The 16071-nt window shown below is 76.0% G+C and carries 17 protein-coding genes; 11 read left to right on the forward strand and 6 right to left on the reverse strand.

The annotated features are described in order from the left end of the window. Positions 1-8: 8 nt before the first annotated feature. The 5 genes from V9U69_RS08920 (at position 9) to V9U69_RS08940 (ending at position 3684) form a co-directional block, all read left to right on the forward strand. Complete coding sequence (locus V9U69_RS08920) at positions 9-947, forward strand: carbohydrate ABC transporter permease (RefSeq protein ID WP_337061277.1); 939 nt, start codon at positions 9-11, stop codon at positions 945-947. Between the two features lie 156 nt (positions 948-1103). Then, positions 1104-1604, forward strand: coding sequence for a SigE family RNA polymerase sigma factor (locus V9U69_RS08925; RefSeq protein WP_337061279.1), 501 nt, complete (start codon positions 1104-1106; stop codon positions 1602-1604). After that, complete coding sequence (locus tag V9U69_RS08930) at positions 1601-2281, forward strand: hypothetical protein (protein WP_337061281.1); 681 nt, start codon at positions 1601-1603, stop codon at positions 2279-2281. The genes V9U69_RS08925 and V9U69_RS08930 overlap by 4 nt, the downstream gene beginning before the upstream one ends. 29 nt (positions 2282-2310) lie before the next feature. Then, entirely contained in the window at positions 2311-3366 is a 1056-nt protein-coding gene (locus V9U69_RS08935) for an amidoligase family protein (RefSeq protein ID WP_337061282.1), read from the forward strand. 39 nt (positions 3367-3405) lie between these two features. Beyond that, positions 3406-3684, forward strand: coding sequence for a YciI family protein (locus V9U69_RS08940; protein ID WP_337061283.1), 279 nt, complete (start codon positions 3406-3408; stop codon positions 3682-3684). A 20-nt stretch (positions 3685-3704) separates the two neighbouring features. On the opposite strand, the gene V9U69_RS08945 is transcribed toward V9U69_RS08940, so the two are convergent. After that, complete coding sequence (locus tag V9U69_RS08945; protein ID WP_337061284.1) at positions 3705-4037, reverse strand: hypothetical protein; 333 nt, start codon at positions 4035-4037, stop codon at positions 3705-3707. 729 nt (positions 4038-4766) lie between these two features. On the opposite strand from V9U69_RS08945, the gene V9U69_RS08950 reads away from it, so the two are divergent. Then, positions 4767-5270 carry a DUF4383 domain-containing protein gene (locus V9U69_RS08950; protein WP_337061286.1) on the forward strand — a complete coding sequence of 168 codons (504 nt, stop codon included), beginning with the start codon at positions 4767-4769 and terminating at the stop codon, positions 5268-5270. 38 nt (positions 5271-5308) lie between these two features. After that, positions 5309-6199: a nucleoside hydrolase gene (locus V9U69_RS08955; protein WP_337061287.1), complete on the forward strand. Its 891-nt coding sequence runs from the start codon at positions 5309-5311 to the stop codon at positions 6197-6199. Here the strand turns inward: V9U69_RS08955 and V9U69_RS08960 are convergent. After that, complete coding sequence (locus tag V9U69_RS08960) at positions 6186-7121, reverse strand: M23 family metallopeptidase (RefSeq protein WP_337061289.1); 936 nt, start codon at positions 7119-7121, stop codon at positions 6186-6188. The two genes, V9U69_RS08955 and V9U69_RS08960, sit on opposite strands and share 14 nt — an antisense overlap. Positions 7122-7154: 33 nt before the next feature. After that, positions 7155-7664: an ArsR/SmtB family transcription factor gene (locus V9U69_RS08965; protein WP_337061290.1), complete on the reverse strand. Its 510-nt coding sequence runs from the start codon at positions 7662-7664 to the stop codon at positions 7155-7157. 156 nt (positions 7665-7820) lie between these two features. On the opposite strand from V9U69_RS08965, the gene V9U69_RS08970 reads away from it, so the two are divergent. Continuing rightward, on the forward strand, positions 7821-10736 hold the full coding sequence (locus V9U69_RS08970) for an FAD-binding and (Fe-S)-binding domain-containing protein (protein ID WP_337061369.1): 2916 nt from the start codon (positions 7821-7823) through the stop codon (positions 10734-10736). Between the two features lie 6 nt (positions 10737-10742). On the opposite strand, the gene V9U69_RS08975 is transcribed toward V9U69_RS08970, so the two are convergent. Next, positions 10743-11180, reverse strand: coding sequence for a hypothetical protein (locus tag V9U69_RS08975; protein WP_337061292.1), 438 nt, complete (start codon positions 11178-11180; stop codon positions 10743-10745). A gap of 3 nt (positions 11181-11183) precedes the next feature. Between V9U69_RS08975 and V9U69_RS08980 the strand changes: the two genes are divergently transcribed. Both V9U69_RS08980 and V9U69_RS08985 read left to right on the forward strand, forming a co-directional pair. Then, positions 11184-11783, forward strand: coding sequence for a PadR family transcriptional regulator (locus V9U69_RS08980; protein WP_337061294.1), 600 nt, complete (start codon positions 11184-11186; stop codon positions 11781-11783). Beyond that, complete coding sequence (locus V9U69_RS08985) at positions 11764-12414, forward strand: response regulator transcription factor (protein ID WP_337061295.1); 651 nt, start codon at positions 11764-11766, stop codon at positions 12412-12414. Before V9U69_RS08980 ends, V9U69_RS08985 begins: the two co-directional genes overlap by 20 nt. Positions 12415-12427: 13 nt before the next feature. Here the strand turns inward: V9U69_RS08985 and V9U69_RS08990 are convergent, their stop codons facing one another. Both V9U69_RS08990 and V9U69_RS08995 read right to left on the reverse strand, forming a co-directional pair. Beyond that, positions 12428-13633 carry a sensor histidine kinase gene (locus V9U69_RS08990; protein ID WP_337061297.1) on the reverse strand — a complete coding sequence of 402 codons (1206 nt, stop codon included), beginning with the start codon at positions 13631-13633 and terminating at the stop codon, positions 12428-12430. A 76-nt stretch (positions 13634-13709) separates the two neighbouring features. After that, positions 13710-14558, reverse strand: a complete 849-nt coding sequence (locus tag V9U69_RS08995) for an alpha/beta fold hydrolase (protein ID WP_337061299.1) — start codon at positions 14556-14558, stop codon at positions 13710-13712. Between the two features lie 192 nt (positions 14559-14750). Here V9U69_RS08995 and V9U69_RS09000 point away from each other — a divergent pair, with 192 nt between their 5' ends. After that, complete coding sequence (locus V9U69_RS09000; RefSeq protein WP_337061300.1) at positions 14751-16001, forward strand: ROK family transcriptional regulator; 1251 nt, start codon at positions 14751-14753, stop codon at positions 15999-16001. The last annotated feature ends 70 nt before the right edge of the window (positions 16002-16071 follow it).

The raw sequence follows: 16071 nt of genomic DNA on the forward strand, positions 1-16071 counted from the left end.
GAGCCGTCGTGTCCACCACCGCACCCACCACCGTCGCCACCGCCCCGGCGAGCGCCCCGCAGCGCCGCACCCGGAACCGCCCCGCCCAGGGGCCGGAGCGCACCCGGGCGGAGAGCCGCACCAAGGTCACCCTGTACGCCGTCGGCGGGGTCCTGGCGGCGCTGGTCTTCCTCGTCCCGCTGGTGTGGTCCGTGCTGCGGTCCTTCCAGCCCAACGACGCCATCGTCTCCACCACGCCCACCTGGGAGCAGCTGACCTCCTTCACCGGGGAGAACTTCCGGGCCCTGTTCAACGGCGACGCCGACATCCTGCGATCCGTCGGCAACAGCCTCGTGGTGTCGATCTCCACGGCCCTGCTGACGGCGGTGCTGGCCACGCTGGCCGGCTACGGGTTCGGGCGGTTCGGCTTCCGCGGCCGCAACGCCCTCTTCGGCCTGGTCGTGGTGACGATGATGGTGCCCTTCCAGGCGATCATCACGCCGCTGTACCTGCAGATGAACGCCATGGGCCTGACCGACTCCCGGCTCGGGCTGGTGCTGTTCTACTCCACCGTCAACCTGCCGTTCGGCGTGTTCGTCATGCGCAACGCGTTCGAGTCGATCCCCGCGGAGATCGAGGACTCCGCGCACGTGGACGGCGCCGGCACGATGCGCACGCTGACCTCGGTGCTGCGACCGATGCTCGTGCCGGGCATCGCCACCAGCGCCCTGTACGCCTTCCTGGCCTCGTGGACGGAGTTCCTGGGAGCCCTGACGTTCCTCACCGACGACCGCAAGTACACCCTGCCGCTGTCGCTGGTGAACCTGCAGTCCGGCGCCTACGGGGCGATCAACTTCGGTTACCTCGTGGCCGGTGCGGTCGTGGCGATGATCCCCTGCGTGATCCTCTACGTCGCCCTGCAGCGCTTCTACGTCGCGGGCCTCGCCTCCGGCGCCGTCAAGGGCTGACCCCGCCCCTCTCCCCACCTCCACCCCCCACCCCCGCGGTGATCAAGGAAGTTGCACCTTCCTTGATCACCGCGGGGGTGGGGGATTTCGTCGTGGGTGGGGCAACCTGGCGGGGGGCTGCGGCGTCTTGAAGGGCAGTCGTCGTGAGGAGGGGCCGTGGAGGGCTCGTTCGAGGAGTTCGTCGCCGCGGGCGGCGGCAGGCTCCTGCGCACCGCGCTGCTGCTCACCTGCGACCGGGCGGCGGCCGAGGACCTGGTGCAGGACGTCCTGGAGCGCGCGTACGTGCGCTGGCGCTCCATCGAGGACCCGCACGCGTACACCCGCACGGCGATGAGCCGTGCCGTCACCGACCGGTGGCGGCGGGTGGCCCGGCGCCCGCGGGAGGTGGAGCTGCAGGGCTGGCACGGGCGGGCCGTCCCCGATGGCGCGGCCGACCGCGCCGTGCGCGCGGACGTCGTGGACCACCTGCGCAAGCTGCCGCCGCGGCAGCGGGCCGTCATCGTGCTGCGCTACTTCGAGGACTGGTCCGAGGAGCGCATCGCGGAGGAGCTGGACGTCTCGCGCGGCACCGTCAAGAGCCAGGCCTCCAAGGGCCTGGCCAGGTTGCGCGAGCTCATGGGTGCAGACGAGGACGAGGAGGCGATGAGCCGGTGGTGAACGAGGTCGAGGAACGGCTGCGGCGCGAGATGGCGGCCGCGGTGCAGGGCGTGGAGGCGCCGGTGTGGCTGCCGGCCGCGGCGCGCAAGGGGGGCCGCCGGCGGGCGAACCGGCGTCGCGCGCTGCTGGCGGCCCCCGCCACGGCAGCGGCGGTGGGCGCCGTCGGGGTGGCCTCCTGGGGCGGCTGGCTCCGCACGGGGGAGACGTCGGTGGTCGCGCCCGCGTCCTCGGGGGCGCTGGCACCGCAGCCCGACGTGCGGACCGAGGCCGGTCCCACCGCCGGGCCCGGCGGGCAGGAGGACCTGCAGGAGGCGGCGCGCGCGGCGGTGGCGCAGGCCGAGGCCCTCGAGGCCTACTTCGCGGCCGGCTATGACTACGACGACGCCGTGGAGCTGGGGCGGCTGTGGAACGTCGAGCCCGGTGAGGCCAAGTCGACCGCGGGGGCGCACCTGCTGGCCGGTGAGGACCTGCCGTTCGAACCCGTCGAGCAGCCCGTCGAGCAGCCGCCCGCGCCGGCGGACGACCGCGCCCCGCAGCGCGAGGCGTTCTTCGCCGCCGGGTACACGTACGACGACGCCGTCGAGCTCGCCCGGGCGTGGAACGTGGATCCCTGGGAGGCGAAGGCGCTGGCCGGGGAGCGCCTGCTGGCCGGTGAGACGCTGCCGGTGCAGCCCTGACCCCGGGGAGCACCCCGCGCGGTGAGCCGGTGCTGCGCCGGCGCACCGGCGTGGAGGTGGAGCTGCTCGCCCCGCGCGGGTCCAGCCGCCGGCACCTCGCCGAGGAGCTGGCCCGCCGCTGCGGCGGCTCGGTGCGGGCGGTGTTCCACGCCGACAGCGAGACGTCGGCGACGGCGGGCGTCGAGAGGTTCTGGCACCTGACACCGGGGTTCGAGGTCCTCGGTGCCGACGGCGCGCTGCGGTGCCGCCTGGTGGACGACACCACGATCACGGCGGACCTGGACCCCTCCGCCGCGCCGCGGCCGGGCTGGTACCGGGTGCTCACCGACGACGCGCGCCTGCTGCGCCTCGTCGCCGCGCACACCGACCCGGCGGAGGGGATCGGGTCGGTGCTGGAGCCGGTGGCGCGGTTGTTCGGCACGCGGGTGGCCGCGGTGGGCGCGGTGTTCCGCGTCGACGACGGCGCGGGGGCGAGCGTGGCGATGGCGGCGCCCCTGCCGGGGGAGCGGGAACGCCCCTGCGAGGTGATCACGCCGCCGCTGGAGCGCGACCACCTGGCCGCGCTGGAGGCGCTGCTGGCGCCGGCGCGCGAGGCGGGGTTCACGGTGCCCGCCGAGGCGGCGGTCCACCTGCACCTGGACGCCGTCCCGTTCCGCGACGTCGAGGCGTTCCGGGGGGTGCTGCGGTTGTTCGGTCCGTGGCGCGAGGGCCTGCGTGCGCTACTGGGCACCAACCCGGCGTGCCGGCGGCTGGGGCCGCCGCCGGCAGCGCTGGTGGCGCTGGGTGAGCGCCGCTGGGACGGTTGGGGGGAGCTGCACGCGGCCGCGGCGGCCACCGCGCCCTCGAAGTTCTGCGACGTCAACCTCACCCACGTCCTGGGGACGCGCCCCGGGCCACCGACCCTGGAGGTGCGGGTGCTGCCGGGGTGCGCCGACGGCCGCGCGATCGTCGCGCGGGCCGCCCTGGTGGAGGCGCTGCTGGAGCGGTTCTGCTCCGGCGACCCCCTCCCGGCGGTCCCCGGTGACGCCGCGGCGGCCGCGGACGCGCTGCGGACCCTGGCCGGCCCGGTTCCGGCGCACGGGTAACGTCCTGGGCGACAGCCGCCGCCGCAGGAGGGGAACCCCGTGCCGTACTTCGTCGCCACCTACGCCTACACGCCCGACACCGCCCTGCGCGACGAGGTGCGCCCCGTGCACCGCGAGTGGCTCGCCGGGCTGGGCGAGCGCCTGGTGCTGTCCGGGCCCACCGACGCCGACGGCGCCGTCCTGGTGTTCGAGGCTCCCGACGCGGCCGCCGTGGAGGCGCTGCTGGAGCAGGACCCGTTCACCGTGCGCGGGATCGTCGCCGAGCGCCGTGTCGTCGGCTGGAACCCGATCCTGGGGCGCCTCGCCGGTTCCCTCTGACCGGGGGAGGGGACCCGGCGTCAGCGGCGCGCGGACGCGTGCAGCTGCCGCACCACGTCGGCGACGTCGGGTTCCTCCACGGACAGGTCGCGCACGTCCGCCAGCCGGGAGACGCCCGCCAGCACCTCGGCCGCGGTGGTGGCCGCCGGGCCGAACGCGAGGCGCTGGCGCAGGCCGTCGGCCTCGACGGCCACGAGGTCGGCGCCGGGCACCCGCAGCGGCGGGACCGGTTCGCGCAGGTCCACCACGAGGACGCGCCGGGTGCCGACCCGGCGGGCCCGGCCCGGCAGGTCGCCGTCGTGGGCCAGGCGCCCGGAGTCCACGACGAGGACCCGGTCGCACAGCCGCTGCACGTCGCCCGTGTCGTGGGTGGTGAGCAGCAGCGTGGTGCCGTGCGCGGCGCGCTCGGCGCGCAGGAACCTCCACAGCAGCAGCGCCGCCGCAGGTGAAGGAGTTCGCGGCCTCGCGGCCCTCCAGGAGCCAGGACTGCAGCGCCCCGGCGGTGACGAACAGCGCGCAGAACACCGCCGTGCCGCCCAGCACGGAACCGCCGAGCAGCACCAGCGCCGTCGCACCCGTCACGACGCCGGTGAGCACGTCCGCCGGTGCCTGCAGCACGGACGGGAACGGGGTGGCGGCGGCCAGCGCGGCCAGCCGCGGCGGGAACCACAGCCTGCGCGGCAGCGGCTGGAACGCGGCGCGCCCCAGGTCGTCGGCCCAGTCGGCCACCTGGGGGTCGACCGGGCGCGCCAGGTCGACGGCGACGTCGCCGGTGCGAACCCGCCGGGCCAGGCGGTCGTCGGCGAACACCGACACCGGCGCCGGCGGCGGTGGCGGTGGCGGCCCGGTAGGCGGAGTACCGGCGGAACCCCGCGACCACCGGGGCGGGGTAGGCGGTCACCGGCACGAGCGACGACCCCAACGCCGGCGCCGGGTCCGCGAGGGGGAGCGGCGGGCCGCGCGCGACGCGGTTCGCCTTGCCGCCCGGCCCGCAGTGCCTACCGTGGAGGGGGACGGGCCGTACCCGCGTGCCCGCCGAGCCCGCCGTGCGGGTCTCGTCCTCGTCCCAGGAGGGGTTCCCCGTGAGCAGCACCCGCGCCTCGACGTCCTCGCGCCTGTCCGTGCAGCGCTCCCCGGTCCAGCTGACGTCCCTCCTCGTCGGGATCGCGTTCCTCGTCGTCGGCGTCCTCGGGTTCGTCCCCGGGATCACCACCGACTACGGGCAGCTGAGCTGGGCGGGCCCGGACTCGCACGCCCACCTGCTGGGCGTCTTCCAGGTCTCCGTCCTGCACAACGTCCTGCACCTGCTGTTCGGCGTCGCCGGCGTGGTGCTGTCCCGCGGGGCGAACGCGGCGAAGGCGTACCTGCTCCTCGGTGGCGTCGCCTACCTGGGCCTGTGGGTGTACGGCCTCGTCGTCGCCCAGGACGTGCAGGCGAACTTCGTGCCGCTGAACACCGCCGACGACTGGCTGCACCTGGGCCTGGGGGCCGGGATGCTCCTGCTGGGCCTGCTCATGCCGCGCCGCAGCTCGACGGGCACGGCGGAGACGTACGCGCGGTCCACCGCCGGCGGCGACGTGCAGTGATCCGGCGCTGAGCCGGCACCGGACCTGAGGAGTTCCGCGTGGCCAGGACACCGCGGACCGTCCGCCTCGTCGTGGACACCGACGCCGCGAACGAGGCCGACGACCAGTACGCCGTCGTCCACGCGCTGCTGTCCGAGACGCTCGACGTGCGCGGGATCGTGCCGGCCCACTTCGGGGACGCGCGCTCGGCGACGAGCATGGCCGACAGCCGTGCCGAGGTGGACCTGCTGCTGGAGCTGCTCGGCCGCACCGGGTCCGTGCCGGTGGCCGACGGGGCACCGCGCGCGCTGCCGGACGAGCGCACCCCCGTGGACAGTCCCGGCGCGCGGCTCATCGTCTCCGAGGCCCTGGCCGACGACGAGCGCCCGCTGTTCGTCACCTCGCTCGGGCCGCTGACCGACATGGCCTCGGCGCTGCTGCTGGAACCGCGGATCGCGGAACGGGACCTCACGGTCGTCTGGATCGGCGGTCCGTCCTACGGCGGGATCTGGGACGGGCCGAAGCCGGAGTTCAACCTGAGCAACGACGTGCACGCCGCGAACGTCGTGTTCGGCAGCGGGGTCGAGCTGTGGCAGGTGCCGCGGTCGGTGTACACGCGCGTCGGCGTCGGGTACGCCGAGCTCGAGGAGCGCGTGGCCCCCTGCGGGCGCATCGGCCGGTACCTCGTGGACCAGCTCGTCGCGTGGAACGACGAGCACCACCCCCGGGCCATCGAGCACCGCTCCCTGGGGGACTCGCCCGCGATCGGTGCCGTGCTGAACCCGCAGGGCGCGGTGTGGCGCCGCCGGGCCGCTCCCCGCTTCCTCGACGGTCGCACGATGGCCGAGGGGCCGGACCCGGAGCGCACGGTCCTGGTGTGCGAGGAGTTCGACACCCGGTACCTGCTGGAGGACCTCTTCGCCAAGCTGCGCCGGGCTACCGCGGGCTGACGTCCCCGGTCACCGCGCTGAACCGCTGGCCCCGCCCGGGCACCACCCCGCGCCCGTCGTCCTGGCCGGCGCCGCCCTCGGGCGCCTCCAGCACGGTGCCGGTGAACGCGAACGGGATCCCCGCGGCCAGCGCGGGGCTCGGCCGGTCCATGAGCTGCAGGTGCAGGTGGGGTTCGCTGGAGTTCCCCGAGTTCCCGCACTCGCCGAGCACGTCCCCGGCCGCGACGACGTCACCGGGGCGCACCCGCAGCGACCCGCGGCGCAGGTGCGCGTAGCAGGCGAAGCTGCCGTCGCCGTGGTCCACGACGACGTGGTTGCCGACGACGAGCCGCCAGCTGACCAGGTCGCGCAGCGCCCCCTCGGCGAGCAGGTACGGCAGCGCCAGCCAGCTGTTGCGGGAGCGGTGGTCGCGGGCCCGGCCGGAGGCGCGCACCACCCGCCCGCCGGCCCCGGCGAGGACCGGCTGACCGAACGCGGGGAACCGCTGCGGCGGCAGGAGACCACCGCCGACGCTGAACGGCGGCCGGGAACCGTCGGCCGGGTCGGCGAGCAGGTCGACGGCGTAGGTCTGCCCGTAGCCGTGGGTGCCGTGGCTGGGCACGCGGTCGGCGGGCGTGGACAGCGCCTGCCAGCGCCCGGTGACGACCGGGCCGATCAGCCGCGCGGGCGGCCGGGGGCCGCCCCCGAACACCGTCAGCACCACCACGAGGACGACGAGCACGACCAGGGCGGGCGCCACGAGCGGCTCCAGCGCCCGCGGCACCCCCGGCCCGGGCAGCACCTCCAGCGCCACCAGCACGACGACGAGCAGGCACAGCCCGCGGTTCGCGGTGCCGCGCAGCCGGGCCAGCGCCCGCACCCGCCCGGGCAGCGCGGGAGCGGAGCCGGTGGTGCGCAGCGGGGGAGGGGTTCGAGGGCTCACGTCGGCCTCCGTGCAGGGGTCGGGGGTTCGGGTCTAGCGCTCGGCGGCCAGCAGCAGCACGAGCAGGGGCACCACGCGCGGGGCGGGCACCTCGTAGCGGCCGCGGCCGGTGCTGCGCAGCCAGCCGGCGGCGACGAGCTGGCGCAGGTGGTGGTGCAGCTGCCCGGTGGTGCCCACGCCCTCCAGGCGCGACAGCTCCCCGGTGGAGGTGGTGCCGCGCACGACGTGCTGCACCAGCAGCAGCCGCACGGGGTGGGCCAGGGCGTCCAGGGCGCCGGCGCGCGCCGACCAGTCGGCCTCCAGCAGCGCCTCGGTCGTCGAGCCCTGCTGCCACTCGTACGTCAGGTCGCCCGGCAGCCGCACCGTGCCGGTCATCAGCACGCCGCCGTCCTCGCCGACCCGTCCGCGCAGGCCCTCCAGGGCCCAGAACCGCTCGTCGCCCAGGCCCGCCCGCGCGCCGCCGGCACCCGCGCGCAGCAGCGCGAGGACCTCGTCGAGCTTGTCGGAGACGGTCGGTTCCTGTTCCTCCGCGAACCCGGTCACACGCCGAAAGTACGGATCTACGACGCTATCCGTCAAGCGCTGCCAGAACTTCCGGGAGCGAAGTACGTCCAGACGTACTTCTGGGTGTGGTGGTGAGCACACCGGTGGGCGACGGCCGGGAACGTCTCCGCGAGGCGGCACACTGGTGCCGTGACGATGACCGACCCCGCGCCGGTGACCGGCGCCGCCCCGGCACCCGCCGCCGACGACGCGGCCGCCGCCCGGCTCGTGGACCGCCTCGCCGCCGCGCTCGGCACCCCCGCCGGTTCCGGCGTGGTGGACGCCTCCACGCGCCGACGTGCCGAGTACACCTCCGACGCCTCGAACTACCGCGTGGTGCCGCAGGTCGTCGTCTTCCCGCGCTCGGTCGAGGACGTCGAGGCCGTCTTCGCCCTCTGCCGCGAGCTGGGCGTGCCGTTCACCAGCCGGGGGGCCGGCACCTCCGTGGCCGGCAACGCGGTGGGCACCGGCGTCGTCCTGGACTTCTCCCGCCACCTGAACCGCGTCCTGGAGATCGACGCGGAGAGCGGCACGGCGCTCATCGAGCCGGGCGTCATCCTCGACGACCTGCAGCGCGAGGCCGCCCCGCACGGGCTGCGCTTCGGCCCGGACCCGTCCACCCACGCCCGCTGCACCGTCGGCGGCATGATCGGCAACGACGCCTGCGGGTCGCACGCCCTCGCCTACGGCCGCACCAGCCACAACGTGCTGGCGCTGGAGGTCCTCGACGGTCACGGGCGCCGGTTCTGGACGGACGAGCCGCCCGCGGACCTGCTGGGCGAGCTGGAGGCGGTCGCCTCCCGGCACCTGGCCACGATCCGCACCGGGTTCGGCACCTTCGGCCGGCAGGTGTCCGGGTACGCGCTGGAGCACCTGCTGCCGGAGACCGGCGGCCCGCGCGGCACCGCCCTGGCCCGCCTCCTCACCGGTTCCGAGGGCACCCTGGCGACGATCCTGCGCGCGCGCGTCCGGCTCGTGCGGCAGTCGCCGTCCACGACCTTCGTCGTCCTCGGCTACCGCTCCATGCACGAGGCCGCCGACGCCACCCCCGCCCTGCTGACCCACCGCCCCCTGGCCGTGGAGGGCATCGACCGCCGCCTGGCCGACGCCGTGGTGCGCCGCGGCGGCTCCGTCGACGGGCTGCCCACCGGCGACGGCTGGCTGTTCGTGGAGATGGGCGGGGACACCCCCGAGGAGTCCCTGGCCGCCGCCCGCGCGATGGTCGCCGACTCCGCCGCGCTGGACTCCGTCGTCATCCCCACCGCCGCCGACGCCCGCAAGCTGTGGCGCATCCGCGAGGACGGCGCCGGCCTGGCCGGGCGCTCCCCGGAGGGTCAGCCCGCCTGGCCCGGTTGGGAGGACGCCGCCGTCCCGCCGGAGAAGCTTGGCACCTACCTGCGCGAGTTCGACGCCCTCATGGCCTCGCACGGCGTCGACGGTCTCGCCTACGGCCACTTCGGCGACGGCTGCATCCACGTGCGCATCGACTTCCCCCTCTACGACGGCGACGGCGCGCAGCGCACGAAGGCGTTCCTCGAGGACGCCGCGCGGTTGGTCGCGAAGCACGGTGGTTCGCTGTCCGGTGAGCACGGCGACGGCCGCGCCCGCGGTGCCCTGCTGCCCCTGATGTACGACGCGGACTCCATCGCCGCGTTCGAGGAGGTCAAGCGCGCCTTCGACCCCGCGGACCTGCTCAACCCCGGTGTCCTCGTGCGGCCTGCGCCGCTCGACGCGGACCTGCGCGTGCCCGCCGCCCGCCCCGCCCACGCCCTGGGCATGCCGCTGAAGTTCGCGTACTCCCACGACGGCGGCGACCTCACCCGCGCCGTGCACCGCTGCGTCGGCGTGGGCAAGTGCCGCGCCGACTCCGGCGGCGTCATGTGCCCCAGCTTCCTGGCCACCGGCGACGAGAAGGACTCCACGCGCGGGCGCGCCCGCCTGCTGCAGGAGATGGTCAACGGCACCCTCGTCACCGACGGCTGGCGCGCGCAGGAGGTCCACGACGTCCTCGACCTGTGCCTGTCCTGCAAGGGGTGCACCGCCGACTGCCCCGCGGGCGTGGACATGCCCACGTACAAGGCGGAGTTCCTCGACAAGCACTACGCCGGGCGGCTGCGCCCGATGAACCACTACCTGCTCGGCTGGCTGCCGCGCTGGTCGAGGCTGGCCACGCTGCACCGGTTCGAGACGAAGCTCGTCAACGCGCTCACCGGGGTGCCCGCGCTGGCGGCGCTCGCCAAGCGCGTCGGCGGCATCGCGCAGGAGCGGCCGCTGCCGAAGTTCGCCGAGCAGACGTTCCGCGCCTGGTTCCGCCGCAGGCCCGTGCGCACGGGCGGCCAGCCCGTCGTGCTGTGGGTGGACTCCTTCACCGAGCACTTCTCGCCGGAGGTCGGCCGGGCCGCGGTGACGCTGCTGGAGCACCTGGGTTTCGAGGTGTCCATCACCACCGAGAAGGTCTGCTGCGGGCTGACGTGGGTGTCCACCGGTCAGCTCGACGGCGCGAAGAAGCAGTTGCGCGCCTCCCTGGACGCGTTGAACGCCCCGGGCCTGCCCGCCGACGCGCCCGTCGTCGGGCTCGAGCCGTCCTGCACGGCGCTGCTGCGCGAGGACGCCGCGGAACTGCTGCCGGACGACCCGCGCGCCCGCGCCCTGGGGTCGCGGGTGAAGACGCTCGCCGAGCTCATCGCCGAGCAGCGCCCCGACTGGGTGCCGCCGCGCCTGGACCCGGACGGGGACGTGCGGGCCGTCGTGCAGCCGCACTGCCACCAGCACGCCGTCATGGGTTTCGCGCCCGACGCCGCGCTGCTCGCCAAGGCGGGCGTGGACGCGCAGGTCCTGTCCGGCTGCTGCGGCCTGGCGGGGAACTTCGGCGCCGAGGACGGGCACTACGACGTCTCGGTGAAGGTGGCCGAGCACGCCCTGCTGCCGGCGCTGCGCGGCATCGAGCAGGACCCGGGCGCGGTGGTCGTCGCCGACGGGTACTCCTGCCGCACCCAGTCCGACAACCTCGCCGGGGTGCGGCCCAAGCACCTGGCGGAACTGCTCGTCGAGGCGCTGCAGCGGCAGGGCTGAGGTTCCTCAGCGGGGCGCCGTCGTCCTGGCCCGCCACAGCAGCACGGCCAGGGCGGCGGCCACGGGCGTCCACAGCGCCCGCTCGACCCCGGAGGGCGAGGCGAGGTTCAGCGCCGTGCCCACGACCATCAGGCCGGCTGCGCCGGTGAGGACCCGGCGCCGCGCGCGCTCGGGGACGAGCCCCGAGCCGGCCGTCGCGGCCAGCAGCGCGTAGGCGATCGCGGAGCCCGCGCTGGCCGCGCGCAGCCCGGGCGGCAGGACGCCGGGGTTCGTCCCGCCCCAGGCGGCGGCCCCCCACGGTGCGCCCGCGGCGAGCGCGACCTGGAACGCGGCCACGCCGCCGCACAGGGCGCAGGCGGCGACGGCCGAGCGGCCGGGACGGGGGAGCGGGGGGGCGGAGAACGACATATCTGGAAGATAGAGGTATCTGGTAGATATGCTCAAGGGGTGGCGAGAACCCCGCAGACGCAGCTGGCCGTGCTCGGCGCCCTGTCGATCGAGCCCATGACGGGCTACCGGCTGCGCGCCGAGATCGTCCAGACGCTCGGCCACTTCTGGCAGGAGAGCTTCGGGCAGGTCTACCCGGCGCTGTCCGCCCTCGAGGAGGAGGGCCTGGTCGAGCGCGAACGCGGAGGGGAGCGGGCGACCGGCCGGTCCGGCAACGTCTTCCACCTCACCGCGGCCGGCCGGGAGCGGCTGCGCGAACTCCTCGCCGCACCCTTCTCCCAGCCCTCCCCGCGCGACCCGCTCCTGCTGCGCCTGTTCTTCGGCCACCACGTCGAGCCCGCGCTCGTGCGCACCTGGCTCACCGAGGCCCTGACCGGGGCGGAGCGGGCCTGCGAGCGCTACGACGAGCTGTGCGCCGAGATCGAGCGGGAACCGGACTTCGCCACCCGCGGGGTGTTCCGCCTGCTGACCGTCTCGGCCGGCCGGCACACCGCCCGGGCGCGGGCGGACTGGGCGCGCGAGGCGCTGGAACTGCTGGAGGGCGTCGCGACCGACGGGCGAGCAGGGGTGGGGGGCCGGCGTGCGGATCGTCATCGCTGAGGACGACGCGCTGCTGCGCGAGGGGCTGGCGCTCCTGCTGCGCGCGGAGGCCCTCGACGTGGTGGCCACCGCGGGCACCGCCGCGCAGTTCCTGGCGGCCGTCGACGAGCACCGCCCCGAGGTGGCCGTCGTCGACGTGCGCATGCCCCCCACCTTCACCGACGAGGGGGTCCTCGCCGCCGTCGAGGCGCGGCGCCGCCACCCCGGCCTGGCGGTGCTGGTGCTGTCCGCCCACGTCGAGCAGGCCTTCGCGACCGAGCTGCTGGCCGGCGGTGCGGGCGGGCTGGGGTACCTGCTCAAGGAGCGCGTCGGCCACGTCCGGGAGTTCCTCGACGCCCTGCAGCGGGTGGCGGCGGGGGGCACGGCCGTCGACCCGGAGGTCGTCGCCCAGCTGCTGACCCGCGTGCACGGCGACCGGGGCCTGGACCGGCTGACCCCGCGGGAGCGGGAGGTGCTGGCCCTGATGGCGGAGGGGCTGGGCAACGGAGCGATCGCCCGGCGGCTGGTCGTCACCGAGGGAGCCGTCCACAAGCACGTCCGCGCCATCTTCGCCAAGCTGGACCTGGCGCCCACCGACGACAGCGACCGGCGCGTCACCGCCGTGCTGCGCTACCTGGAGCGGCCGGGCTGAGCGCGGCGGCGCGTCACGCCCACGTCGGCAGGGTGACGCGGACGGTGGTGGGGCCCCCGGGCGGGCTGTGCAGCGACATCGTGCCGTCCAGGGCCTCCACGCGGCGCCGGACGCCGTCCAGCCCGGTGCCCGCGCGCTCGTCGGCGCCCCCCGCGCCGTCGTCGTGGACCTCCACCACCAGCCGCCCCGCGTCGGCGCGCAGGTGCACCCGCACCCGCGCGGCCCGGCTGTGCTTGGCGGTGTTCGTCAGCGCCTCGGCCACGGTGAAGTAGGCGGCCGAGGCCACGGCGGCCGCCACGGGGGGCAGCGGCTCCTCCCGCACGCTGCACGGGACGGGGCTGTGCGCCGCCAGTCCGGCCACGGAACCGGCGAGCCCCCGGTCGGCCAGGGCCGGCGGGTAGATGCTGCGCACCACGCCCCGCAGGTCCGCCAGCGCCTCCTCGGCGGCGGTGCGCGCCGCCAGGACCACGGGCAGCGCCGCGACCGGGTCGCGCTCGAGGGCGCGCTCGGCGATGCCCAGGTGCATCGCCACGGCCACGATCCGGTTCTGGACGCCGTCGTGCAGGTCGCGCTCGATGCGCCGCAGCTCCGCGGCGTGGGCGTCGACGGCCGCGGCCCTGGTGGCGGTGACCTGCGCCAGCCGCTGCGCCAGCGCCGTGGGCGGCGGCGCCAGGCGGGCCGAGCTCAGGCGCAGGTACCCGCGCGCCAGGAGCGGGACGACGAGGACGCCGGCGGCGGCGTACCCGGCGGCGATCAGCACCGTCAGCCCCGCCTGCCCCCACGAGGCCACCGGCGTGTTCAGCGTGGAGACGGTGCCCGGGAACAGCGGCCACGCGGCCGCCAGGGCGAGGTTCTGCACGAGCCCGATCGGTGCGCTCAGGGCGGCGACCCCGGCCAGCGTGCCGACGGTGGCGTGCAGCACCAGCCAGCCGAGGTCGCGGCGCACCGCGGGGACCGGCAGCGCGCCGGCGAGCGCGCCGTGCGCCGGCGGCGGGTGCCCCAGGTGGCGGCCGGTGCGCCGCCGCTCGAACTCGGCCAGCGCGCCGACCGCGCGCAGCAGGCGCGGCACCAGGGGCCAGGTGACGACCAGGGCCGCGCAGACGGCCAGCGCCACCAGCAGGGCACCGGCCGCCAGCGCGGTGCCGGTGCCGTCCACGAGGAACCGGAAGCCGCGCAGGTGCCCCTGCCAGCGGCCGGTCGCGGTCAGCGCGTCGTCCACGCCGGCATGGTCCCGGCCCCGTCGCGGCGTTGTCGAGCCACCGCGACGGAGCACGGCGAGGACACCCGCGCGCCGCTCAGGCGGCCGGCGCCGGCTCGCCCAGGAACTCCAGCAGCGCCTCGGTCACCTCCCGGTGGTGGGTCCACAGCAGCCCGTGCGGAGCGCCCTCGACCTCCACGTACGTCGCCGAGGGCAGCTGCCGCAGCGTCTGGCGCGCGGTGGCGTCGATCGGCAGGATCCGGTCCTCGGTGCCGTGCAGGACCAGCACCGGCACGTCGAACTTCAGCAGGTCCTCGCGGAAGTCGGTGAGCCACGTCGGCACGCACGCGGAGGCGGCGTGCGGCGAGGACGAGGCCGCCACCGCCCAGCTGGCGTCCACCGCGGCCTGGCTGATCCGCTCGCCCAGCGTCCGGTCGAGGTTGTAGAAGTCGGCGAAGAAGGCCTCGAAGTACGCGTACCGGTCGGCGGTCACGGCGTCCAGGACGCCCTCGAAGACCGCCCCGTCCACCCCGGTGGGGTTGTCGTCGGTCCTCAGCAGGAACGGCTGCAGCGAGGCCAGCAGCGCGACCTTCGCCACCCGCTCGGAGCCGTACCGCCCCAGGTAGCGCGTCACCTCACCGGAACCCATGGAGAAACCCACGAGCACGACGTCGCGCAGGTCCAGGGCGGTCAGCAGCGCGTCCAGGTCGGCGGCGAAGGTGTCGTAGTCGTAACCGGTGGTGGGCCGGCTGGAGCGGCCGAAACCGCGCCGGTCGTACGTGATGACCCGGTAACCGGCTTCCAGCAGCGCAGGCTGCTGCTTCTCCCAGGAGTCCCCGTCCAGGGGGTAGCCGTGGATGAGCACGACGGGCTGACCGGTGCCGTGGTCCTCGTGGTGCAGCTCGACCGGGGCGCTGTTCTCGGTGCCGACGGTGGTGGTGGGCACGGGGCATCGTTCCTCTCGTCAGTGGTTCCGGGGCGCTCGGCGTCCGCGGTGCCACAGACGCTAGGCGGGGCCGAGGGAGCGGTCGATGGCGCTGGCTCCCGCACCGGGGGTACAGCCTGCTGCACCAGACGGCGCTGCCCGCCCGCCGTGCGGGCGCGCTCGGCCGGCCGCCGGCCGTGGCACCCTGACGCGGTGGCAGCACCTCCCCGTCCCGCCGCGGTGCGCCGCGGATCGAACCTGCCCCGCGTCGGGGACTACAACCGGGTCGTCGTCCTGGACGCCGTGCGCCGGCACGCCGAGGGGCTCAGCCGCGTGGAGCTCGCCGCCCTGACCGGCCTGTCGGCGCAGACGGTCTCCAACATCTGCCGGCACCTGCTGGAGCAGGGGCTCGTCGTGGAGGCCGGCAAGCAGGGCGGGGGGCCGGGCAAACCCCGCACGATGCTGCAGCTGGCGCCGTCGGGCCGCTACGCCGTCGGAGTGCACCTGGACCCGGTCGTGCTGACCACCGTGGTGCTGGACCTGCGCGGCGGGGTGGTCGCCCGCTCCGACGCCCCGCTGGCGCCGGAGGCCCCGCCCGAGGAGACGCTGGCGCTGGTCGCGGCGGAGGTCGCGGCCACCGTGGCGGCCTCCGGGGTGCCGGCCGAGCGCCTCGCGGGCCTGGGTGTCGCGGTGCCCGGCCCCGTCGACGGGCCGGCCGGGGACGTGGTGGGCGCCCCGAACCTGCCCGGGTGGGCGCGCGTGCCGGTGCGCCGGGTCCTGGCCGAGGCCACCGGGCTGCCCGTCCTGCTCGACAAGGACGTCGTCGCCGCCGCCGTCGCCGAGATGTGGGCCGGCGGCGCGGGGCCGACGAGCAGCTTCGCGTTCTTCTACCTCGGCACCGGGATCGGCACCGGGCTGGTGCTGCGCGGGGAGGTGCTGCGCGGGTCCTCGGGCAACGCCGGCGAGGTCGGTCACCTGGCCGCGGACGGCGTGGGGCCGGTGTGCGAGTGCGGGCAGCGCGGCTGCCTGGGCGAGCGCAACGCGACGCGCTCGCTGGTGCTGCAGGCGCAGGCGGCCGGGCTGGGGCCGTGGCCGCTGGACGACGAGCTCGGCGTCGACCGTGCCCTGGGGGAGGTGTGCCGGCTCGCCGACGTGGGGGTGCCCGCGGCCGTCGCGGTCGTCGACGGCGCGGCCGCCCGCGTCGCGCGCGCGGTCTCGGGGGTGCAGAACCTCCTGGACCTGGACCTCGTCGTCTTCGGCGGGCCGCTGTGGCCGCGGCTGGAACGGCGCTTCCTGGAGGTGGTGCCCCCGCTGGTGCGGGCGCGGGAGGTGGCTGCACCGCTGCACGCGGTGCAGCTGCGCGGCACCCGGGTGGGGCGGGACGTGGCCGCCGTGGGCGCCGCCTGCCTGGTGCTCGACGACGCGTTCAGCCCCCGTTCCTCGGTGTTGCTCGTCAACCCTTGACGAGAGCAAGTCCAATTGATTTACATACTCCGTGACGGGTCGACGGCGACCCCGTGGCACGTGGAGGAGC

The sequence above is a fragment of the Kineococcus sp. G2 genome, assembly GCF_037154035.1.
Taxonomy (GTDB): Bacteria; Actinomycetota; Actinomycetes; order Actinomycetales; family Kineococcaceae; genus Kineococcus.